Genomic DNA, 20,036 nt, shown 5'->3' with positions numbered 1-20,036 from the left:
GCGGTCAGGCCGGCACCGCCAGCCAGTGCAGGCTGAAGCGCCGTTCCGCGTCCACCCACACCTCGCGCGGCAGATAGCCGGCCTGCGCCGCCAGCGACTGGAAGCCGCTGACGGTGTACTTGTAGGAATCCTCGGTGTGGATGGTCTCGCCAGCAGCGAAGCCGATGGCGTGCCCAGCGATCTGCACCTCCTGGTCGGCGAGGCTGGTGAGGTGCATTTCGATACGGCGCGCGCCCGGGTGGTAGAAGGCGTAGTGGGCGAACAGCTCGGGCCGGAAACCGGCGCCGAGTTCGCGATTGGCGCGCAGCAGCAGGTTCTGGTTGAAGGCCGCGGTCACGCCCGCGCTGTCGTTGTAGGCGGCGTGCAGCACCGCCGGGTCCTTCACCAGATCCACCCCCACCAGCAGCCCGCCGCCGCGCAGCAGCACCGCCAGGCGGCGCAGGAAGGCGAGCGCTTCGTCGGGCGCGAAGTTGCCGATGGTGGAACCGGGGAAGAAGCCCACCCGGCGCCCCGCGGGCGCGGGCAGCCGCAAGGCCCGGGTGTAGTCCGCCACCAGTGGCTTTACCGCCACCGCCGGAAACGCCTCGGCCACCGCGCGCGCACCGGCCGCCAATGCCTCCGGCGCGATGTCGATCGGCAGATAGGCGCGCGGGCGTTGCAGCGCGGACAGCAGCAGGCTGACCTTGCGCCCGGCGCCGGCGCCGAACTCGATCAGCTCGGCGTCCGCGCCCATCGCCGCCGCGATCGCTTCGCGGTGCGCGCCCAGCAAGGCCAGCTCGGTGCGCGTCGGGTAGTACTCGGGCAGGTCGCAGATGCGTTCGAACAGTTCGGCGCCGGCGGCGTCGTACAGGTATTTGCACGGCACCCGCTTGGGGTAGGCGCGCAGCCCGGCGAGCAGGGCCGCGCCGAACTCGCTTTCCGTGGCGGTTTCGGCAACGGCGGGCGGATAGGCCAGCCGCAGCGTGGCGAGTCCCCTCGCCCCCGGTTCAAGCGCACGCATGGCCGCCCTCCCTATGTGCAAAGAATACAGCGCGATGTAATAAGCACTCGGCCGCGGCGGTCGCCCGCGCCGCCGCCCTCATGCGGTCACCTGCGCGGCGCGGGCCCCTTCGCACGCGTCGAGCTGGCTGCCGCGCTGCAGGCGGAGGCAGCGCGCCCCGTTGCCGCACGCGGCCTGCAACTGCAGGCGTTCTCCCCGACTGTAGGTGTGGCAACCGCCCAGCGCCAGAAAGCGCGCCGCCGCTTCTTCACCGCGGAACACCGTCACGCGGCCCCCGCTGTCGTGCACCACCCGCTCGTCAAGCGACAGCGCCACGCAGCCGCCATCGCTGCCGCACAGCGGATGGATGCGCACCCGCTCCGCGCCGCCGCTCACCACGGTGTTCACCAGGTCCAGCCAGGTCGCCACCTTTTTCCTTGCCGTCATCGTTTGTCTCCCGTGTTTTTGGTATGGCGGGCGGAAAGCCGCCCCTCGCGGGGAGAGCAATCGGCGCGCCCGGCCCGCCGCTTGCTGGAGAGCGCCACGCCCGACCCGAGGAGACGCCCCGATGACACGTGCAAACCCTGCCCCCGCTACACCGGCGCCTTCGCTGCTGGCGCGCCTGCGCCCCGCGCGCATCGTCGTGCTGCGCGCGCTGCAGCTGGGCGACATGCTGTGCGCGGTGCCCGCCCTGCGCGCGCTGCGCGGCGCCTGCGCGGATGCCCACATCACGCTGGTCGGCTTGCCGTGGGCCGCGGCCTTTGCGCGCCGCTACCGCCGCTATGTGGACGACTTCGTCGCCTTTCCCGGTTTTCCGGGGTTTCCGGAACGCGAGGCAGACATCGCCGCCTTCCCCGCCTTCCTGACGGCCCTGCAGGCGCGCCGCTTCGACCTTGCGCTGCAACTGCACGGCGACGGCCGGCTCTCCAACGCGGTGACGCAGCTGTTCGGCGCCCGCGTGACCGCCGGCTTCGGCACGGGCATGGACGAACACACGCTGCCCTACCCCGCCGCCGGCAGCGAGATCCACCGCCTGCTGGCGCTCACCGACTTCATCGGCGCGGCGCGCGCCGGCGATGCGCTGGAGTTCCCGCTCGATCCCGCCGACGAGGCCGAACTCGCGGCGAGCGGGGTCGCGCGCGGACTGGCCCCGGGGCGCTACATCTGCCTGCACGCCGGGGCGCGCCAGGCCGACAAGCGCTGGGCGCCGGAGCGCTTCGCCGCGGTGGGCGATGCGCTGCACGCCGCCACCGGCTTGCCGCTGGTGCTGACCGGCTCGGAAGCGGAAACCGATATCACGCGCGCGGTGCGCGCCGCGCTGCGCACGCCGGCGGTGGATGCGGCGGCGCCGATCAGCGCCGGCGCGCTGGCCGCATTGCTGGCGGGGTCACGCCTGCTGGTGTGCAACGACACCGGCGTCGCGCACATCGCCGCGGGCCTGCGCCTGCCCAGCGTGGTGGTGTTCCGCGCCACCGAGATGGCGCGCTGGGCGCCGCTCGACCGTCGCCTGCACCGTGCGGTATGGACGCCCGACCACCCGGATGACGGACTTAGCGCGGTGCTGGATGAGGCGCATGCGCTGCTGGCCGCGCCGCCTCCTGCTGCCACAGCGCCAGCGCCGGCGTAAGCACGTCGTCGAGCGCGACGTCGTCCACGAAGGAGACGTCGTGCTCGCAGCGCTGATGGCGGTTGTCGCGTCCGCAGACCGGGCAGCTCTGGCGCAGCGACAGCGCGTAGCGCCGCCGGGTGACGGTGGGCGGGCCGGAGACGAAGAGGTTGATCAGCCAGTAGATGCCGACGGTGGCGGTGCCGACCGCCTGCGCCAGGTGCAGCGGGCCGCTGTCGTTGGCCACCAGCAGGCGCGCACGCGCGAGCAAGGCCGCCAGCCCGTCGAGCGACAAGCGGCCGCCGAGGTCGAGCGCGGGGCTGCGCATCGCGGCGACCACCGCCGCGGTGAGGCCGCGCTCGCTGTCGTCGCCCTGCACCGCCACCGCCGCCCCGGCCTCGACCAGCGCGTCGCCCACCGCGGCAAAGCGCGCCACTGACCAGCGCCGGCGCGGATCGGTGGCGCCGGGGCTGAGCACCGCGAGCGGCTGCGGCGGCAGCTCGACGCGTTCGCCGAGTTCGCGCCGATCGCGCGGCAGCACCGGCAGCAGCGGCTCCAGCTCCACCGGGCGCGCATCCGCCAGAGCCGCGACCTCGAGCAGCCGCAGGCGTTCGTTCTGCCAAAGCTCGTAAGGCACGCAGTGCGGCAACGGGGTCGCCCCCGGCGCGAGCAGGCCGAAGCTGTGGCGTGCGCCGAGCCGCAGCAGGAAAGGGTTGGAATAGCGGCCACCGCCGTGGAACTGGAACGCGAGGTCGAAGGCACGCGCGCGCAACGCTTCCACGCAGGCGTCGATCGCTGCCTCGTCGGCCGCGTACCCGGGCGGTGCGCCGACGCCGGGAATCGGCGGCAGCGCGACCACCTCGTCCACCAGGCGCGTTCGCCCCTTCAGGAAGCTGCGATGCCAGCCTTTGGCGAGCAGGGTGATGCGTGCATGCGGGTAGCGTTCGCGCAGGGCTTCCAGCGCGGGCAGCGCGAAGATGAAGTCGCCCAGCCCGCTGGGGCGCAGCACCGCGATCTCGTCCACCTCGCCGAAGGGCCGGGCCGCAGCCCGCGCCGCGACGAAGCCCTCCGGCCGCACGTTCAGCCCTCCGCCAGGTTGAGCACGCGCGGGGCATCCACCTCGCGCCGCGCCACCGTCGTCGGCAGTTCCTGGTGAAACGCGCCGGACGGGATGATGCCGCAGCCGCCGTAGCGCGCCATCACGCGCAGCTGGGCATAGACATCCTCGCCGCAATGCTCGGCCGGCAGCCGGCGCCAGAAGCCGAAGCCGCCGGCGTCGCGCAGCTTGGCGGTGTCGAACATCACGCAGCCGCCCACCCACGCCACCTTGTAGAGCCGCTGACGCTCGCGCGTGAGGCCGAGGCGGGTCTGCACGTGGTACAGGTTGGCGGCGCTGTGCAGGCGATGGCGCGCCCACTCGGGGCTGTCCGGCTGCACCGCCTCGGGCACCACCTGCCCTTCCCAGAACTCGATCGCCTGCTGCTCGGGGCGGTCGTCGCCGGCATGGCTCATGCCGATGACCGCGCTGCCGACGAAACCGCAGCCCTGCTCGCGCAGCGTGCGCAGCAGCCGGTCGACCAGATCGGGTTCGATCACCACGTCGTCGTCGAGAAAGAGCACGTAGGGCGCGCGCGCCTGGCGCAGCAGGAAGTCGCGCTGTTCGGCCAGCCCGCGCCGTGGCAGATGGCGGTGCACCTCCACCGCATGCCCGCGGCTGCCGAGCAGGCGCAGCACCGCCTGCACCTCTTCGGCCCCCAGCGCCTTGTGGCGCTTGCCCTGGTCGGAGATGACGATGCGCAGCGGCGCGCGCGTCTGCGCGAACAGGGCCGTCAGCGTCACCGCCAGCGCGCCCGGGCGGTCGCAGGTGGGAATCAGCACATCCACCTGCGCCTCCCGGCCGCTATCCGCGCGCTGGCGGTACAACTCCGGGTTCAACGTGGGGTCGTTGTACATCTTGAACTGGCGGTAGCTCTTGAACACCGCGGCACCGCAGCGGGCCTCCCACAGCAGGCGGTCCAGGCAGCCGGCGAGGTCCGCGCGCTGTTCGATCAGCACCGACAGCTTGTCGCGGCAGCGGCGCAGATGGGCTTCGTCGGCGTCGTCGCGCTCGGTCTGCAGGCGCATGTGGTGGATCTTGAGCGCGAGGATGGACAGCCGGTCGGTCATCGCGCCTGCGGTTTCGCTGGACAGGCGCGCGTCGGGCGCGGGCACGGTGGTGTCGAGCGCGGCGAGCAGCCGCTGGTCGAGCATCTCCACCGCGTCGTTGCGGCGCTGGTTGTAGCGGTCGATGGCGCGCTTGCAGCGCACGATCTCGGACTCGGGCACGTCGGTACGGCGCGCGCGATCCTCCTCGCCCCACAACGCGGTGTTGCAGCGGTGGTTCTCCTCGATCCAGCGCCAGATGTCGGTGTCGGCGCGCGGCGTACCTTCGGCCGGAGCGCCGCGCTGCAGGTAGGCGTCGTGGAAGGCGATCAGCGCCTGCGCGTCGAAGTCGAACGCGGGCCGGACCGTTTCCGGCTCCAGCCGTGCGCTGTCTGCGGTCACCGGCACGCGGGCCGGCTCCTGGGGGGCGGTGGTCTCAGTCAAGTTTGCCGACCTCCTTCGACACCGCCACCGGGCTTTCGTACTCGCCCTCCGGAATCCGCTCGAGGGCGTCGAGCACGCGCTCGTCCGCACCTTCGTCGCGCGCCTTCTGCACGATCTCGGCCTTGTCCACCGGGTAGTCCAGCCCGCCGAGGAACTTCTGCACCTGGATCGGATTGGGTGCACCGCCCTCGTCGTCTTCGTCGCGGGCGGAGCCGCGGCTGCGGTCCTCATCGCGCTCGTCGGCCTTGCGGTCTTCATCCTTGCGCGCTTCGTCGCGCTCGCCGCTGTGCGACCTGGCCTTGCGGTCCTCGTCGCGCTCGTCCTTCTCGTCGCGCTTTTCGCCGGCCTTGCGATCGCTCGCTCTGTCGCGCTCGTCCTTGTCGGCGCGCGCCTTGTGGTCGTCCTTTTCGTCGCGCTTCTCGTCCGCCTTGCGCTCGCGATCCTCGTCGTCCGCGTAGCGGCGCTCGGCGCGGCGGTCGTCGCTCTTGCCGTGCTGTCCGGCCGGTTGGCGGGTACCGCCGCCTTCCTGCTTGCGATGCTGGGTGCTGGCCATGGCTGTCTCCTGTGTGCAGCGTGCAACGCGGCTGACGCTGCAAACCCGGTGCCCGCGGACGGGGCATGCGGCAGCGCGCTGGCCGGGAGACAGCGGGAGACCGAACAGGCGGCGGGAAGGCCGGGTCTCCCTCCGCGCGCGGGCGCCTCTGGTTGAGGCTGGAGACAACCGCTGCGGCGCGCAAAAGCTACAGCGCAGCCGCAACAATTACCCGCGGATCAAGAACCCGAGGGGGTTCCGCCCGGTACGGGTAGTTGGCACGGCGGGAACGCCGCCTGCTGGATACCGCTTCCACCGTGAATCGCGTAGAGGCAGGAGCAGACCATGACCAAGTCCTACACCCCGGACGACAAGCCGCCGCTGGACAGCGGCAAGACACACGGCGGCATCCAGCCCGCTGGGCCGAAGGAGAAAGCGCCGCTGGCGACCGAGCCCGATCTGGCACTGGACCACGGCAAGACACTGGAGCTGGAGATCGAGAAGCCGGCACCGCGCGACGAGGGCGACAACCCGGAGGAGCAGGCGGCCGCGAAGGAACGCGCCCGGGAGAGCATTCCACCCGGCTCGCGGACCAAGCCCGGGCCGCGCTGAGCCTGCGGCGCCCCCGCTGCGAGGGACTTGAAGGTGCGCGGCGGGCGGCCTCGACGCGGAGCGCCTATTCCAGCTCGCGCACGCGCTCCAGTGCTTCCTCGATGCGGTCTACGCCGATTACCTGCAGGCCGTCGATGGCCTGGCGCGGCAGGTTGGCGCGCGGCACGATGGCGGCGGAGAAACCGAGCTTGGCCGCCTCCTTCAGCCGCTCCTGCCCGCGCGGCGCGGGCCGGATTTCGCCCGCCAGGCCGACTTCGCCAAACACCGCGAGGCCGTGCTTCAAGGGCTTGTCGCGCAGCGAAGACACGATGGCGAGCAGGATCGCCAGATCGGCCGCCGGTTCGGCGATCTTGACCCCGCCGACCGCATTGACGAACACGTCCTGGTCGAAACAGACGATGCCGGCGTGACGGTGCAGCACCGCGAGCAGCATCGCCAGCCGGGTCTGCTCCAGCCCCACGCTGAGGCGGCGCGGGTTGGGGCTGTGAGCGGCGTCGACCAGCGCCTGGATTTCGACCAGCAGCGGGCGCGTGCCCTCCTGCGTGATCAGCACGCAGCTGCCGGAAACGCGCTCGGCGTGCTGCGACAGGAAGATCGCCGACGGATTGGAGACCCCGCGCAGGCCGCGCTCGGTCATCGCGAACACGCCGAGTTCGTTCACCGCGCCGAAGCGGTTCTTGAACGCCCGCACCAGCCGGAAGCTGGAGTGGGTATCGCCCTCGAAGTACAGCACGGTATCGACGATGTGCTCCAGCACGCGCGGGCCGGCGAGCGCGCCGTCCTTGGTGACGTGGCCCACGATGATCAGCGCGGTGCCGCTCTGCTTGGCGTAGCGGGTGAGCTGGGCGGCGCACTCGCGCACCTGCGCAACCGAGCCGGGCGCGGATTGCAGCGCTTCGGAATAGATGGTCTGGATCGAGTCGATCACCGCGACGCGCGGCTTGGCCTCGCGCAGCGTGGCGAGGATGCGTTCCAGGTTGATCTCGGCCAGCAGTTGCAGCGTGCTGGCCGACAGTTGCAGGCGTTGCGCGCGCAGCGCCACCTGCTCGCCGGACTCTTCACCGCTGACATAGACCGCCGCCTGCGTGCCGGCCAGGTGCGACAGCGCCTGCAGCAGCAGTGTGGATTTGCCGATGCCGGGGTCGCCGCCGATCAATACCACGCCGCCCGCGACCAGCCCGCCGCCCAGCACGCGGTCGAATTCGTCGATGCCCGTGGGCGTGCGCGGCTCCTCCTTGGGTTCGAGTTCGGACAGCGCCTGCAGCCGGGCGGTGGTGCCCGCCAGCGCGGCGAAGCGCGAGCCGGCGCTGGGGGCGGGCTCGGCGATGCTCTCGACCAGGGTGTTCCAGGCATTGCATTGCGGACACTGGCCCTGCCAGCGCAGCGCCTGCGCACCGCATTCGGTGCAGACGAAAACCGTCTTCGCCTTGGCCATCAGTGGTCGGCGGCGAACTCGCCGGCGAGCGCGGCGAGCACCTCACAGGCATGGTCGGCGAAGGTGGTGATCAGGCGCGAGCGGAACTTGTCGCGCGGGATGATGACTTCGAGCGGGGTATACAGGCGCGGCTCGAGCGGTACCGCGGCGATCCGGCCCTCGCGCAGGTCGCGCAGGATGGCCGCGCGCGAGGCGATCGCATAGCCCAGCCCTTCGGCCGCGAGCAGCTTGACGGTGGCCAGGCTGCCCAGCTCGGCGCACAGCGTCACCTCGTTCATGCTGATCCCGGCGGCCTCGAAGAACTCCTCGGCGAGTTCACGGATGGCGTTGCCCGGATCGCGGGTGATGAAGGGATAGGCGATCAGATCGGAGGCGCGCAGCGATTTGGCCTTGGCGAGCGGATGCGAGGGCTGGCAGATCACCATCAGCTCGTCACGGGCGGCGCTGCGGTGCTCGATCGCCGGCTGCTCGGTGACGATTTCGATCAGGCCGAGGTCGAGTTCGCGCGCGGCCACGCGGTCTTCGGTGAGTTGCGAATTGCCGACCACCACGCGCGGGATCACGCGCGGGTAGCGCCGCTTGAAGCTCTCGAGCAGCGTCGGCAGCCAGTACGCGGCGATCGTGGTGCTGGTGCCGATGTTGAGCACGCCGGCCAGCTCGTCGGTCAGCTCGGACACGCGCGACTCCAGCTCCTCGGACAGGCCGAGGATGCGCTCGGCGTAAGCGAGCACCAGCTCCCCGGCCGGGGTCAGGGAAATCTTGCCGTGGCCGCGTTCCAGCAGCCGCGTGTTGTAGTGCTCTTCCAGCTGCTTGATCTGGAAGGTGACCGCGGGCTGGGTCATGAACAGATGCTCTGCCGCCCGGGTGAACGAGCCGTGTTTTGCCACGGCATGGAAGACCTGCAACCTGCGATCGGCCATGATTAGTGATAAGGCATATTTATGCCCGTAATTAGAGCACAGTTGCCGCTTTCGCGTCGTTTCCGCCTGTCGGCGGCCCGGTAGCACGTCGCAACACGTTTGACGGCTTCGTGATATAAACCGCGCTTCCGCTTTCGCGACGAGCAGTTTCACCGATGCCGCTAGGCTTTTACATCATCATGGCCGCGCAGTTTTGCTCCGCGCTGGCCGACAACGCCCTGCTCATCGTCGCCATCGCCCTGCTGCGGGACATGGCTTCCCCAGCGGAATACGAACCGCTGCTCAAGCTTTTCTTCACCGTCTCCTACGTGGCCCTGGCCGCGTTCGTGGGCGCTTTCGCTGACTCGATGCCCAAGTGGCGGGTCATGCTGATCAGCAACACGATCAAGATCGGCGGTTGCCTGATGCTGTTCTTCGGCATTCACCCGCTGCTCGCCTACGCGATCATCGGGCTTGGCGCCTCGGCCTACTCGCCGGCCAAGTACGGCATCCTCACCGAATACCTGCCCCACCGCCTGCTGGTGGTCGCCAACGGCTGGATCGAGGGCCTGACCGTCGGCGCGATCATCCTCGGCACCGTGCTCGGCGGCCTGCTCATCCGCCCCGATGTCGCCGGCTGGCTGAGCGGCCTCAACCTGCCGCTGGCCTCCACGCCCTTCGAAGCAGCGGTGTCCATCGTCGGTGTGCTCTACCTGCTCGGCGCGCTGTTCAACTTCTACATCCCCGATACCGGCGTCGATCACAAGCCGCTCAAGCGCAATCCGCTCTACCTGATCCACGACTTCAACCACTGCCTGCGACTGCTGTGGCGCGACAAGCTCGGCCAGATCTCGCTCGCGGTCACCACGCTGTTCTGGGGTGCCGGGGCCACGCTGCAGTTCATCGTGATCAAGTGGGCGGAGCAGCAGCTGGGGCTGACGCTGTCGCAGGCGTCGATGCTGCAGGGCGTGGTGGCGCTCGGCATCGCCGTCGGGTCGATTCTCGCCGCGCGCTTCATCACACTGCGCAAGGCGGTCACCGTCATCCCGCTCGGCATCGCGATGGGCTTCGCGGTGTTCCTGATGCTGGCCGTGAAGGACCGCACCGCGGCGATGCTGCTGATGGTGACGGTGGGCGCCCTGGCGGGCTTCTTCGTGGTGCCGATGAACGCGCTGCTGCAGCATCGCGGCCACATCCTGATGGGCGCCGGCCACTCGATCGCGGTGCAGAACTTCAACGAGAACCTGTCGATCCTGGTGATGACCGGCGGCTACGCGCTGCTGATTTGGGCCGGGCTCAGCATCAACGTGGTGATCGTGCTGTTCGGGCTTTTCGTGTCGGCCTCGATGTTCCTCGTCCAGCTCCGCCACAACGCCAATCAGCGCACCTTCGACTCGGTCGCCCTGCTGGACGACCGCGCGCACTGACAGCGCGCACGCGGCGCGCGCTCAGCCTTCCGGCTGCGCCAGGATACGCCGCACCAGGCACAGGTCTTCCCAGGCCTTGGCCTTGTCCTGCGGATTGCGCAGCAGATACGCGGGGTGATAGGTCACCAGCACCGGAATCCCGGCGCGCTCGAACGCACGTCCGCGCGCCTTGGTGATCGCAATCTCGGTGTCGAGCAATGACTGCGCGGCAGGCCGCCCGAGCGCCACCAGCAGCCGGGGCTGTACCAGCGCGATCTGGCGTTCCAGGTAAGGCAGGCAGGTTGCGATTTCGACCGCTTCAGGGGTGCGGTTGAGCGGTGGCCGGCACTTCACCGAGTTGGCGATATAGACCCCTTCGCCGCGCCGCAGGCCGATCGCGGCGAGCATGTTGTCCAGCAGCTTGCCGGCCTGGCCCACGAAGGGCTCGCCGCGCTGGTCCTCCTCCGCACCGGGCCCCTCGCCCACGAACATCACCCGCGCCTCGCGGTCCCCTACCCCGGGTACGGCCTGCTTGCGACGCTGACACAGCGCGCATGCGGTACAGGCGCGGATGTCGGCTTCGAGCTCGTCCCACCCCAGCGTGGCAATCCGCTGCCTGCGTTCGCGGTCGGTTGCGGACGCCACGACGGGGTCGGCCGCCGGCTCGGGCGCGGCCGGCACCTCGAACACCGGCCGCGGCGGGCGCGCCACAGCGGCATCGGCGGCAGGTTGCGGAAGCGGAGACGCAACCGGAATCACCGCTACAGTCGGCTCGCTGGCCTCGTGCGGCGCGGCGGCGTCCTCGACGGCAACGGACGATCGCAAGCGCCAGATCGGCCCCAGCCCCATCTCGCGGAGCATCGAGGCCTGCCGGCGCGACGCGGCCGGGCTCACAGGCTCTTCCTCATCACGATCGCATCCTCGCGGCCGTCATGCGCGGGGTAATACGCCCGCCGGCGCCCGATCACGTCGAATCCGTAGGCTTCATACAAGCCGAGTGCGGCGAGGTTGGAGGGCCGCACTTCGAGGAACAGCTGCGCAGCTCCGCGCTGCCGTGCGGTGTCGGCGACGAAATCCAGCAGCCGCCGCCCCAGGCCGCAGCCCTGAAAGGCGCGCTGGACGCTGATGTTGAGCAGATGGGCCTCATCCATCACCAGCAGTACCACGGCGTAGCCGACGGCGTTGTCGCCAATGCGCATCACCCATGCCGAATAGCCCGCGGCGAGGGAATCGACGAAATTGCCGCGGGTCCACGGAAAGGCGTGGAGATCCTTCTCGGCGACGACGACCCAGTCGAGATCGTTCTCGTCCATGGGCAGAAACACCGGGTCGGCCCCGCCCTTCACGCACGACCTCCACGGGCGAGCCGCTCCGCGGTGGTCAGCGCGACCTTGTCGCGTACATAAAGCGGCACTGCGTCTTCCGGCGCCAGCAGGCGTCCCGCGCGGCAGGCTTGCGCCGCGAGCACGGCGACGTCCTCGGCGCGCGGCACCGCATCGGGCGCGATGCCAAGCCAGCGGCCCGGCCAGCGCTCGGCCAGTGCATCTCCGTAGGCGGCAAACGCGGAACCAATGCCGTTCCAGTCGCCTTCGCCCAGCGCGAGTTCCTGCGGCAGCGAACACGCCGGCGCCGTGAGCTCGCGCAACGCATCGCCCTCGCGCTCGTAAGCGGCGTGGTAGATCTCGCCCATGCGGGCATCGGTGGCCGCCACGATGCGCGTGCCGGGCGCCCGGTTCGCCAGCGCAGCGAGGCTGCAGACGCCAACCAGTCCCAGGTCCGCACCAAGCGCCAGACCCTGCGCGATGCCGCACGCCAGGCGGACTCCGGTGAAGGCGCCCGGCCCTGAACCGAACGCAACGCAGTCGAGCTGCCCGAGACCGCACCCGCCCTCCGCCAGCAAGGCGGTGAGTGCGGAGATGATGTGTTCGGAATGATTGGCGTGACCGAGCAGCTCACGCGTCAGGCGCTCTCCGGACGAAAGCAGCGCAATGCTCGCGCGTTCGCTGGAGGTTTCTATGGCGAGTACTTTCATGGCCCCGCCATTCTACCGGAGAGCCGGAGTTCCCCACCGGGGCGGCGCAGGCGGGGCTCGATCAGCGGATCAGTTGGTGTCCTGCTGGCGCTTCTCGCCGTCCCGGTAGGCGCCGCGCATCGCGTTACGCAGATCGCGGTGAAGCGCGTCGCGCTCCTCCTCCGTCATGCGGCGCCGGTCGCTGGCGGCCGTCGGCAGTTCGGAGCCGGTTGCCAGCGCCCGCCGCAATTCGGCGCGCCGCAGTTCCGGCGGATGCGTCATCCCTTCCTCGATAACCCCGGGACCCTGCGCCAGCACGACCGCCGGCGCCAGAAAGCCGGCCGCCGCAGCACAGGCTGCGAGCTTGCGCCATGGCTTGCGGGAACAGGAAGACGACTGGACGGCACGGGAGGGCTTCATGGTTTTTTGTCCTGATGCGCGGGAAACGGGAGGATCTCCACGAGCGCATTCGAAAAATAGCGGCAATTTTCGCCCGCGAGGTGTGAATTGAGCAACGAATGTCCATGCTTTGTAAGGGCTTATTGCCCAAAACCACCTATTTACGAAGCGTTACCCGAAGACGCGCGACCCGCTCGGGGAGAGCCCTTGGCACCGGGCCGTGGTCGCAGCTACGATGCGCGCCATGAATACCAAGACACGATGCCGGGTCCTCCTCGTCGACGACGATGCCCGTCTGCGCGAGCTGCTGTCCCGCTACCTCCAGGAACAAGGGTTTGCCGTCAAGGCAGTGGTCGACGCACCGATGATGGATCGCGCGCTGCATCGCGAGCACTTCGACCTGATCGTGCTCGACCTGATGCTGCCAGGAGAAGATGGCCTGGCCATCTGCCGGCGCCTTCGCGGGGCGGAAAACCATATCCCGATCATCATGCTCACGGCCAAGGGCGACGACGTGGATCGCATCGTCGGCCTCGAGATGGGTGCGGACGACTATCTTCCCAAGCCCTTCAATCCGCGCGAACTCGTTGCCCGCATCCAGGCCGTGATGCGACGCCAGCCGCATTCGCTGCCGGGAGCGCCGACGCCCGAAGACGAGATCGTGGTGTTCGGACGTGTGCGGGTCAATCTCGGCACCCGTGCGCTGACCCGGGACGGCGAGGAAATCCAGCTCACCACCGGCGAATTCTCGCTGCTCAAGGTGCTGCTGCAGCATCCGCGTCAGCCGCTCTCGCGCGACAAGCTGATGGAACTGGCTCGGGGCCGCGAATATGGGGTGTTCGACCGCGCCATCGACGTCCAGGTGTCACGCCTGCGCAAGCTTGTGGAAGACGACCCGGCCAAGCCCCGCTACATCCAGACCGTGTGGGGATTCGGCTATGTTTTCGTACCGGACGACAACAAACCCGCCGAGGCTGAGTGAGCCGCGGGTGGCTCGTCCCATTACTTTGCGGCGGATCAGGGCAGTCGGTCGTTTTCTCTACGGATGGCTGCCGCGCACCCTGCTCTGGCAGACCTTCCTGCTGGTGGGACTGCTGCTGACGCTTGCGCTGGCGGCGTGGTCCCACATCTTCCGCTATTTCGAAGAACCACCACGCGCGCGAGATCTGGCGCAGATGGTGGTGAGCGTCGTCAACCTCACCCGCACCGCGCTGATCAACGCAGAGCCCGGCCGTCGCACCGAACTATTGATCGAACTCGCCGCGCTGGAAGGCATCCGCATCTATCCCGCCGAACCGAGCGACGAGGTGGAGCCCCTCCCCGACACCCGTCCGATGCGCCTGCTGACCGCCGAGGTCCGGCGCCAGCTGGGTGGCGACACGCGCTTCGCCGCCCGCTGGAAAACCCTGGACGGCTTCTGGGTGAGCTTCCAGCTGGACCCCGAGGACCGGGATGAATACTGGGTCATGCTGCCGCCGGACCGCCTCGAGAAAACCTATGCGCAGGAATGGGTGGCCTGGGGCAGCGGCGCGCTGCTCGCATCCCTGCTCGGCGCCTACCTGATCGTGCTGCGGGTCGGCTCGCCGCTACGGCAGCTGGCCAAGGCGGCGCGGCTCGTCGGCGGCCGCCAGACGCCGCCCCGCCTGGAGGAGAACGGCCCGCAGGAAATCGCCGTCGTCGCCCGGGCCTTCAACCAGATGACGGGCGACCTCGCGCGCACCGACGCCGATCGGGCCCTGATCCTCGCCGGGGTGTCGCACGACCTGCGCACACCGCTTGCGCGCCTGCGGCTGGGCATCGAGATGTCGGGTGCGCCCGAGGACGAAGTGGGCGCGATGGTGGCGGACATCGAAGAGATGGACCGCATCATCGGCCAGTTTCTGGACTTCGGCCGTGGCTCCGCGCAGGAGCCTCCGCAGGCGCTGGATCTCGTCGAACTCGTCGGCAGTGTGTGCGAACCCTACCGCCTGCGCGGTTGCCGCATCGAGCTGGAAATGCCCGCCTCGCTGGTCATCGCTGGCCGCGCCCTGCAATTGCGCCGGGCCCTCGCCAACCTCATCGACAACGCCCTGCGCTACGCCGGCGAGGACAAACCGCTGCTGGTGCGCGTGGAGCGAGGCATGGGTGAGGCCCTGGTGGAAGTGGCCGACCGCGGCCCCGGCATTCCCGAAAATGAAATCGAGCGCCTGCGCCATCCATTCACCCGGCTGGAGACCGCGCGCACCAACACCAAGGGGGCAGGACTCGGGCTGGCCATCATCGAGCGCGTCATGCGCGCCCACAGCGGCCGGCTCGACCTCCTGCCACGCGACGGCGGCGGGCTCCGTGCCATACTATGCCTGCCGCTCGGCGAGCAGACAGCCGGGACGGACCGGACAAGCCGCCGCCAATAAGCCCGCGCCGCCGGCGCCCGATCCAGCACCGCCGTCCGGGCGGAGGCAACCCACAACCTGGCGCTGCCCAGACCCGACCGCACTTCCTACAGGTTTCAATCACCATGCAGAAGGACGCCTCCCCCACCCTCCCCGTCGTCAGTCCCTACACCCAGATCGGCGGGGAAGAAGGCGTGCGGGCACTGGTCAGACGCTTCTATGCGCTGATGGACTCGCTCCCCGAGGTCAGCGGCATCCGCCGCATGCATCCCGACCTCGCGGTCGCGGAAGACAAGCTGTTCTGCTATCTCTCGGGCTGGCTGGGCGGCCCCAATCTCTATGTGGAACGCTTCGGACAGCCTTTCCTGCGTGCCCGCCACCTGCCGTTCTCGATCGGCGTGTCGGAGCGCGACCAGTGGATGGCGTGCATGAACCAGGCGCTGGACGAGCATGTGGCCGACGCGGCGCTGCGCGAGCGCCTGCGCGAAGCGTTCGCGGGTCTTGCCAACCACATGCGCAATCGCGCCGAACCCGCCTAGCCACGCCGGCTGCACTCAACCGAAGCCGCTATAATCCGCACGCATGAAGTTCTTTCTCGACCTCCTTCCGGTCATTCTTTTCTTCGTCGCCTACAAGTTTGCCGGGGCGGCGCCGGATGACTCCCACGCCCTCGTCGCCCAGCTCCTCGGCGCAGGGATTTCACCTAGCCAGGCCCCCATCCTGATCGCCACCGCGGTCGCGATCGCGGCAACGCTGGCCCAGGTGCTCATCGTCTGGTTGCGCCATGGCAAGGTGGACAAGATGCTGTGGGTGAGCCTGGCCATCATCACCCTGTTCGGCGGCGCCACCCTGGTCTTCCACAATCCGACCTTCATCAAGTGGAAGCCCACCGTCTTCTACTGGACCTTTGCCGGTGCGCTCGCGGTGTCGGCGCTGCTCTTCCGCCGCAACCTCGTACAAAAGATGCTCGAAGCCCAGATCCGTCTGCCCGCCCCCGTCTGGCAGCGTCTCAACCTGGCGTGGATCGGCTTCTTCACGCTAATGGGCTTCCTCAACCTTTACGTCGCCTACGGCTATTCCGAAGAGGCCTGGGTCAATTTCAAACTGTTCGGGGCCATGGGCTTGATGCTGGCCTTTTTCCTTGGACAGGGTTTCTATCTGTCGAGACACCTCGAAGAGGACGCGAAATAATGCTTTACGTACTACTCGGCGAAGATGCTCCGGGCAGCCTTGAAAAGCGCCTTGCGGTGCGCCCTGCGCACCTCGCCCGGATCGAAGCCTTGCGCGACGCCGGCCGCCTGGTTCTGGGCGGCCCGATGCCGGCCATCGATTCGCCTGATCCTGGCCCTGCAGGCTTCGCGGGCAGCCTGATCGTGGCCGAGTTCGCCAGTCTCACCGAAGCCGAGGAATGGCTTGCCGCGGACCCGTATGTGACCGAAGGCGTTTTTGCCCGCACCTCCGTCCGGCCGTTCAAGAAGGTTCTCCCGTGACCGTGATCGATCGCATCCGCGCCGCACTGGATGCGGGCTTCGCACCGCAAGACCTCGATATCCGCGACGACAGCGCCGAGCATGCCGGACATGCGGGCGCACGCGGAGGCGGCCACTACGCCATCTCGATCGTCTCCGACGCGTTTGCGGGAAAGAGCACGGTCGCCCGCCACCGGATGATCTACGCGGCGCTGGACGACCTGATGAAGACCCAGATCCATGCGCTCGCCATACGCGCACTCACGGCCAGCGAGGCCAGTATGCAACCCAACCAGAAGGAACCCCGATGAAACATTTTCCGAGCCGTCTCGCCCTCTTCCTGCTTGCCGGCTTCCTGACCCATGCCGCGCACGCCGCCGACGCCGTGGCGACCGTCAATGGCACGGCCATCCCGGCCGCCCGCAGCGAAGCCATGCTGGCCGAACAGCGCGCCCAGGGCGCTCAGGACAACCCGCAACTGCGCGATGCCGTCCGCGAAGAGCTGGTTCGCCGCGAAGTATTGAGCCAGGAGGCGGGCAAGAAGGGCATCGACAAGAAGGCCGACATCCAGGCCCAGATGGACATGGCCAAGCAGGCGGTGCTGATTCGCGCCTACCTGCAGGACTACGTGAAGAACAATCCGGTGACCGATGCCGAACTCAAGAAAGAGTACGACTCGATCAAGAGCCGCATGGGCGACAAGGAATACAAGCCGCGTCACGTGCTGGTGGAAAGCGAAGAGCACGCCAAGGAAATCATCGGCAAGCTCAACGGTGGCGCCAAGTTTGACGACCTCGCCAAGGAGTCGCGCGACCCTGGCTCCAAGGACAAGGGCGGTGACCTCGGCTGGACGACCCCGGACCGTTTCGTGAAGCCCTTCTCCGACGCCATGGTGAAGCTCGAAAAGGGCAAGTACACCGCCGCGCCGGTCAAGAGCGACTACGGCTTCCACGTCATCATGCTGGACGACGTGCGCGAGCTGAAAGCGCCTCCGTTCGAGGAGGTCAAGCCGCAGCTGCAACAGCGCCTGCAGCAGCAGAAGGTCGAGAAGCACATCCTCGATCTGCGCACCAAGGCCAAGGTCCAGTAAGACCGTCGCCTGACAAAGAAAAGGCCGGTTCCGCGGAGCCGGCCTTTTCCTTTTTGGGGAGGGAAAAAATGCCCTCCCGCTCCCACTGCCTTAGAACAGGTCTTCCGGCAGATCCAGCGCGCCGCGCGCGCCATTGACCACGGTGTAGGACAGTGCGGGCGCCTGGGCCAGCACGTGATCGGCGTAGAAGCGCGCGGTCACGACCTTCGCCCGGTAGAAGCCGCCGCCATCCTCACCAGCGTCAAGCTTCGCCTTCGCAATCAGCGCAGCCCTGGCCATCTGCCAGCCGCCGGCCACGATGCCGAACAGCTTGAGGAAAGGCACCGACCCGACCGACGCCGCCTTGATATCACCTGCATAGGTGGCGAGGATGTAGGCCACCGCCTGCTCCAGGGCCTCGATGCCCGCGTGCAGCGCGCGTCCGATCGCCGCGAGGGCTTCGTCGTCGCCCTCCGCGAGCTTCGCCCCGACGCTGCGCATCTCGGCAATCACGCTCTTGATCGTCACGCCGTTCTCGCGCGCAATCTTGCGGCCGATCAGGTCATTGGCCTGGATCGCGGTGGTGCCCTCGTAGATCGAAGTGATCCGGGCGTCGCGCAGATGCTGCGCCGCACCCGACTCTTCGATGAAACCCATGCCGCCGTGCACCTGCACGCCCGTCGAAGCAATCTCGATCGAGTTCTCGGTGCACCAACCCTTCACCACCGGGATCATCAGATCGACAAAAGCCTGGTTGCTGACGCGAACCGCCTCGTCCGCGTGGTGGTGGGCAAGATCGGTGGCCGCGCCGACAACATAGGCCAGCGCGCGCATCGCCTCGGTCTGGCTCTTCATCGACATCAGCATGCGCCGCACATCCGCGTGGTGGATGATGCTGACCTTGGGTCCGCCGCGCACGCCGGCCTCGGTCCCCTGGACGCGGTCCTTGGCATAGGCCAGGGCGTGCTGGTAGGCGCGCTCGGACAGCGCCAGACCTTCCATGCCCACCGCGAAACGGGCCTCGTTCATCATGATGAACATGTATTCCAGGCCGCGGTTGGCTTCGCCCACCAGCGTACCGATCGCTCCGCCCTTGTCGCCAAACGCGAGCACGCAGGTCGGGCTGGCGTGGATGCCGAGCTTGTGCTCGATGGAGACGCACTCCACGTCGTTGCGCGCGCCCAGCGAGCCGTCGGCATTCACCATGAACTTCGGCACGACGAACAGGGAAATGCCCTTCACGCCTTCCGGGGCGTCCGGCAGACGGGCGAGCACCAGGTGGATGATGTTGTCGGTGAGGTCGTGCTCGCCGTAGGTGATGAAGATCTTCTGCCCGAAGATGCGGTAGGTGCCATCACCCTGCGGTTCGGCACGGGTACGGACTGCGGCGAGATCGGAACCGGCCTGCGGCTCCGTGAGGTTCATGGTGCCGGTCCATTCGCCGCTCACCATCTTCGGCAGGTACATCGCCTTCTGCTCATCGTTGCCGCGCAGCAGGAGCGCCTCGATCGCGCCCGTGGTCAGCATCGGACACAGCGAAAACGCCATGTTGGCCGACTTCCACATCTCCATCACGGCAGTCGAGATCAGCTTCGGCAGCCCCTGTCCGCCAAACTCCGGCTCTCCCGCCAGCGCCGGCCAGCCCGCTTCGCAGAACTGGCGATACGCCTCGCGCCAGCCGGGCACCGTGGTGACGACGCCGCCCTGGCTCCACTTGGCGCCTTCCTCGTCGCCAATGCGGTTGAGCGGAGCGAGCACTCCCCCTGCAAACTTGCCCGCCTCTTCGAGAATCGCATCGACCAGGTCCGGCGAAACCTCTTCGTTGCCCGGCAAGGCGGCAACCTTGTCCAGACCCGCCAGTTCCTGCATGACGAACTGCATATCCCGAATCGGTGCGCTGTAGTTGCTCATCTGATCACTCCACGTTGTTATAGGACTTGCAGACCGCGCCCCACCCGGCAAGCGCTCCTTTCACTTGCCGTTCAGATAACGTCGATCGTCGAAAGTCGCCACCCATCCCGGTCGATAGACAACCAGCAAGGTCACGACGGCGCCGCTGATCCAGGCTTCGGAAAACCCGAGCAGCAGGAAGAACGGCAAATACTCGCTCAGCAGAAAGTCGGCGGTGTATGCGCCGCCAAGCACCAGCGCGACGGACGCCACGCAGCCCTGGACAAGAACTGCGAGCGCCGCGCCCACGAAACCGGACACGAAGATGAAGACAAAAAAATGGGCGGGCAGCCACCGCTCGACCCATTTGTGCAACCGCGCCGCAACGAGCACCGGAACAACCGCCATCAGCACGAAATTGATCGGCCAGGCTTGCCATTCGACGCTTCCATTCAGGGTGATGCCCGTCAGCGCCAGAGCGAGGGCCACGATCCCGAGTTGCGGCCCGAACGTGAGCGCCGCGGCCATCGCCCCCAGCATGTGGAGATTGAGGCCCGGCTTGACGCCGGCCTTGAGGCTCCATACCAGCGTCAATCCCACTGCAAAACCGAGCAACAGATTGAGCTGACTCGAATCGCGTAGCCGCCCCCACGGGGCGGTACGGAAAATCCAGCCGCAGACCACCAGAGCAATGAAGAACATTGCCCAATGCCAACCCGTATCGAACAGCGACGCAGACAGGTTCACATGCGTGATCCGCGGCTCCGGAAC

General features: G+C 68.3%; 23 protein-coding genes. 10 read left to right on the top strand and 13 right to left on the bottom strand.

Annotation, left to right across the window (positions count from 1 at the left end; all coding sequences use genetic code 11):
- Positions 1-4 precede the first annotated feature (4 nt).
- Both egtD and dqs_RS09195 read right to left on the bottom strand, forming a co-directional pair.
- Positions 5-1,000 carry an L-histidine N(alpha)-methyltransferase gene (gene egtD, locus dqs_RS09200; RefSeq protein WP_084018362.1) on the bottom strand — a complete coding sequence of 332 codons (996 nt, stop codon included), beginning with the start codon at positions 998-1,000 and terminating at the stop codon, positions 5-7.
- A gap of 78 nt (positions 1,001-1,078) precedes the next feature.
- Positions 1,079-1,426, bottom strand: coding sequence for a hypothetical protein (locus dqs_RS09195; protein ID WP_011765455.1), 348 nt, complete (start codon positions 1,424-1,426; stop codon positions 1,079-1,081).
- Between the two features lie 121 nt (positions 1,427-1,547).
- On the opposite strand from dqs_RS09195, the gene dqs_RS09190 reads away from it, so the two are divergent.
- The gene (locus tag dqs_RS09190; RefSeq protein WP_065340272.1) at positions 1,548-2,606 is read left to right on the top strand and encodes a glycosyltransferase family 9 protein; all 1,059 of its coding nucleotides are present in this window, start codon (positions 1,548-1,550) and stop codon (positions 2,604-2,606) included.
- Here the strand turns inward: dqs_RS09190 and dqs_RS09185 are convergent.
- Genes dqs_RS09185 through dqs_RS20490 form a run of 3 tightly spaced genes read right to left on the bottom strand, consistent with a single transcriptional unit; the run spans position 2,530 to position 5,724 of the window.
- Entirely contained in the window at positions 2,530-3,663 is a 1,134-nt protein-coding gene (locus dqs_RS09185) for a glycosyltransferase family 9 protein (RefSeq protein ID WP_065340271.1), read from the bottom strand. The genes dqs_RS09190 and dqs_RS09185 overlap by 77 nt on opposite strands.
- A gap of 2 nt (positions 3,664-3,665) precedes the next feature.
- On the bottom strand, positions 3,666-5,171 hold the full coding sequence (locus dqs_RS20495) for a DUF4254 domain-containing protein (RefSeq protein ID WP_236778745.1): 1,506 nt from the start codon (positions 5,169-5,171) through the stop codon (positions 3,666-3,668).
- Positions 5,164-5,724 (bottom strand): DUF2795 domain-containing protein, encoded by a 561-nt coding sequence (locus dqs_RS20490; RefSeq protein ID WP_084018355.1) that lies wholly within the window; start codon positions 5,722-5,724, stop codon positions 5,164-5,166. The genes dqs_RS20495 and dqs_RS20490 overlap by 8 nt, the downstream gene beginning before the upstream one ends.
- 324 nt (positions 5,725-6,048) lie before the next feature.
- Between dqs_RS20490 and dqs_RS09170 the strand changes: the two genes are divergently transcribed.
- Complete coding sequence (locus dqs_RS09170) at positions 6,049-6,315, top strand: hypothetical protein (RefSeq protein ID WP_065340270.1); 267 nt, start codon at positions 6,049-6,051, stop codon at positions 6,313-6,315.
- A gap of 64 nt (positions 6,316-6,379) precedes the next feature.
- On the opposite strand, the gene radA is transcribed toward dqs_RS09170, so the two are convergent.
- On the bottom strand, positions 6,380-7,750 hold the full coding sequence (gene radA / locus dqs_RS09165) for a DNA repair protein RadA (RefSeq protein WP_065340269.1): 1,371 nt from the start codon (positions 7,748-7,750) through the stop codon (positions 6,380-6,382).
- Positions 7,750-8,670 (bottom strand): LysR family transcriptional regulator, encoded by a 921-nt coding sequence (locus dqs_RS09160; RefSeq protein ID WP_084018352.1) that lies wholly within the window; start codon positions 8,668-8,670, stop codon positions 7,750-7,752. The genes radA and dqs_RS09160 overlap by 1 nt, the downstream gene beginning before the upstream one ends.
- A gap of 155 nt (positions 8,671-8,825) precedes the next feature.
- Here dqs_RS09160 and lplT point away from each other — a divergent pair, with 155 nt between their 5' ends.
- Entirely contained in the window at positions 8,826-10,076 is a 1,251-nt protein-coding gene (lplT, locus tag dqs_RS09155; RefSeq protein ID WP_065340268.1) for a lysophospholipid transporter LplT, read from the top strand.
- A gap of 21 nt (positions 10,077-10,097) precedes the next feature.
- Here the strand turns inward: lplT and dqs_RS09150 are convergent, their stop codons facing one another.
- The 4 genes from dqs_RS09150 to dqs_RS09135 form a co-directional block, all read right to left on the bottom strand.
- Positions 10,098-10,949, bottom strand: a complete 852-nt coding sequence (locus tag dqs_RS09150; RefSeq protein WP_065340267.1) for a uracil-DNA glycosylase — start codon at positions 10,947-10,949, stop codon at positions 10,098-10,100.
- Entirely contained in the window at positions 10,946-11,368 is a 423-nt protein-coding gene (rimI, locus tag dqs_RS09145; protein ID WP_065341684.1) for a ribosomal protein S18-alanine N-acetyltransferase, read from the bottom strand. The genes dqs_RS09150 and rimI overlap by 4 nt, the downstream gene beginning before the upstream one ends.
- Positions 11,369-11,397: 29 nt before the next feature.
- Positions 11,398-12,087, bottom strand: coding sequence for a tRNA (adenosine(37)-N6)-threonylcarbamoyltransferase complex dimerization subunit type 1 TsaB (tsaB, locus tag dqs_RS09140; protein WP_065340266.1), 690 nt, complete (start codon positions 12,085-12,087; stop codon positions 11,398-11,400).
- A gap of 69 nt (positions 12,088-12,156) precedes the next feature.
- Positions 12,157-12,486 (bottom strand): hypothetical protein, encoded by a 330-nt coding sequence (locus tag dqs_RS09135; RefSeq protein WP_065340265.1) that lies wholly within the window; start codon positions 12,484-12,486, stop codon positions 12,157-12,159.
- Positions 12,487-12,709: 223 nt separating this feature from the next.
- Between dqs_RS09135 and ompR the strand changes: the two genes are divergently transcribed.
- From ompR to dqs_RS09100, 7 genes are all read left to right on the top strand, one after another.
- A complete protein-coding gene (gene ompR, locus dqs_RS09130) occupies positions 12,710-13,447 on the top strand; it encodes an osmolarity response regulator transcription factor OmpR (RefSeq protein WP_041643492.1) in 738 nt (245 codons plus the stop codon).
- Between the two features lie 34 nt (positions 13,448-13,481).
- Positions 13,482-14,858, top strand: coding sequence for an ATP-binding protein (locus tag dqs_RS09125; protein ID WP_169823535.1), 1,377 nt, complete (start codon positions 13,482-13,484; stop codon positions 14,856-14,858).
- A 104-nt stretch (positions 14,859-14,962) separates the two neighbouring features.
- Positions 14,963-15,376: a group II truncated hemoglobin gene (locus tag dqs_RS09120; RefSeq protein ID WP_011765440.1), complete on the top strand. Its 414-nt coding sequence runs from the start codon at positions 14,963-14,965 to the stop codon at positions 15,374-15,376.
- 43 nt (positions 15,377-15,419) lie between these two features.
- A complete protein-coding gene (locus dqs_RS09115) occupies positions 15,420-16,028 on the top strand; it encodes a septation protein A (protein WP_065340263.1) in 609 nt (202 codons plus the stop codon).
- Positions 16,028-16,327, top strand: coding sequence for a YciI family protein (locus dqs_RS09110; RefSeq protein ID WP_011765438.1), 300 nt, complete (start codon positions 16,028-16,030; stop codon positions 16,325-16,327). Before dqs_RS09115 ends, dqs_RS09110 begins: the two co-directional genes overlap by 1 nt.
- A complete protein-coding gene (locus dqs_RS09105; protein ID WP_011765437.1) occupies positions 16,324-16,617 on the top strand; it encodes a BolA family protein in 294 nt (97 codons plus the stop codon). The genes dqs_RS09110 and dqs_RS09105 overlap by 4 nt, the downstream gene beginning before the upstream one ends.
- The gene (locus tag dqs_RS09100; protein ID WP_011765436.1) at positions 16,614-17,396 is read left to right on the top strand and encodes a peptidylprolyl isomerase; all 783 of its coding nucleotides are present in this window, start codon (positions 16,614-16,616) and stop codon (positions 17,394-17,396) included. Before dqs_RS09105 ends, dqs_RS09100 begins: the two co-directional genes overlap by 4 nt.
- Before the next feature lie 90 nt (positions 17,397-17,486).
- Here the strand turns inward: dqs_RS09100 and dqs_RS09095 are convergent, their stop codons facing one another.
- A complete protein-coding gene (locus dqs_RS09095; RefSeq protein ID WP_065340262.1) occupies positions 17,487-19,286 on the bottom strand; it encodes an acyl-CoA dehydrogenase C-terminal domain-containing protein in 1,800 nt (599 codons plus the stop codon).
- A 60-nt stretch (positions 19,287-19,346) separates the two neighbouring features.
- Positions 19,347-20,012: an energy-coupling factor ABC transporter permease gene (locus dqs_RS09090; RefSeq protein ID WP_084018343.1), complete on the bottom strand. Its 666-nt coding sequence runs from the start codon at positions 20,010-20,012 to the stop codon at positions 19,347-19,349.
- Between the last annotated feature and the right edge of the window lie 24 nt (positions 20,013-20,036).

Origin of the sequence: Azoarcus olearius (genome assembly GCF_001682385.1) — a bacterium.
Lineage (GTDB): Bacteria > Pseudomonadota > Gammaproteobacteria > Burkholderiales > Rhodocyclaceae > Azoarcus > Azoarcus olearius.
Note: the sequence above shows the minus strand (reverse complement) of the source record. Positions and strands in the feature narration are given on the sequence as shown.

Coding starts and splice junctions, on each gene's coding strand:
- dqs_RS09190 (WP_065340272.1), top strand. CDS start 1,548: ATGACACGTGCAAACCCTGCCCCCGCTACACCGGCGCCTTCGCTGCTG.
- dqs_RS09120 (WP_011765440.1), top strand. CDS start 14,963: ATGCAGAAGGACGCCTCCCCCACCCTCCCCGTCGTCAGTCCCTACACC.
- dqs_RS09100 (WP_011765436.1), top strand. CDS start 16,614: ATGAAACATTTTCCGAGCCGTCTCGCCCTCTTCCTGCTTGCCGGCTTC.
- dqs_RS09135 (WP_065340265.1), bottom strand. CDS start 12,486: ATGAAGCCCTCCCGTGCCGTCCAGTCGTCTTCCTGTTCCCGCAAGCCA.
- rimI (WP_065341684.1), bottom strand. CDS start 11,368: ATGGACGAGAACGATCTCGACTGGGTCGTCGTCGCCGAGAAGGATCTC.
- radA (WP_065340269.1), bottom strand. CDS start 7,750: ATGGCCAAGGCGAAGACGGTTTTCGTCTGCACCGAATGCGGTGCGCAG.
- dqs_RS09195 (WP_011765455.1), bottom strand. CDS start 1,426: ATGACGGCAAGGAAAAAGGTGGCGACCTGGCTGGACCTGGTGAACACC.
- tsaB (WP_065340266.1), bottom strand. CDS start 12,087: ATGAAAGTACTCGCCATAGAAACCTCCAGCGAACGCGCGAGCATTGCG.
- dqs_RS20490 (WP_084018355.1), bottom strand. CDS start 5,724: ATGGCCAGCACCCAGCATCGCAAGCAGGAAGGCGGCGGTACCCGCCAA.
- dqs_RS09110 (WP_011765438.1), top strand. CDS start 16,028: ATGCTTTACGTACTACTCGGCGAAGATGCTCCGGGCAGCCTTGAAAAG.
- dqs_RS09095 (WP_065340262.1), bottom strand. CDS start 19,286: ATGAGCAACTACAGCGCACCGATTCGGGATATGCAGTTCGTCATGCAG.
- lplT (WP_065340268.1), top strand. CDS start 8,826: ATGCCGCTAGGCTTTTACATCATCATGGCCGCGCAGTTTTGCTCCGCG.
- dqs_RS09160 (WP_084018352.1), bottom strand. CDS start 8,670: ATGGCCGATCGCAGGTTGCAGGTCTTCCATGCCGTGGCAAAACACGGC.
- dqs_RS09115 (WP_065340263.1), top strand. CDS start 15,420: ATGAAGTTCTTTCTCGACCTCCTTCCGGTCATTCTTTTCTTCGTCGCC.
- egtD (WP_084018362.1), bottom strand. CDS start 1,000: ATGCGTGCGCTTGAACCGGGGGCGAGGGGACTCGCCACGCTGCGGCTG.
- ompR (WP_041643492.1), top strand. CDS start 12,710: ATGAATACCAAGACACGATGCCGGGTCCTCCTCGTCGACGACGATGCC.
- dqs_RS09170 (WP_065340270.1), top strand. CDS start 6,049: ATGACCAAGTCCTACACCCCGGACGACAAGCCGCCGCTGGACAGCGGC.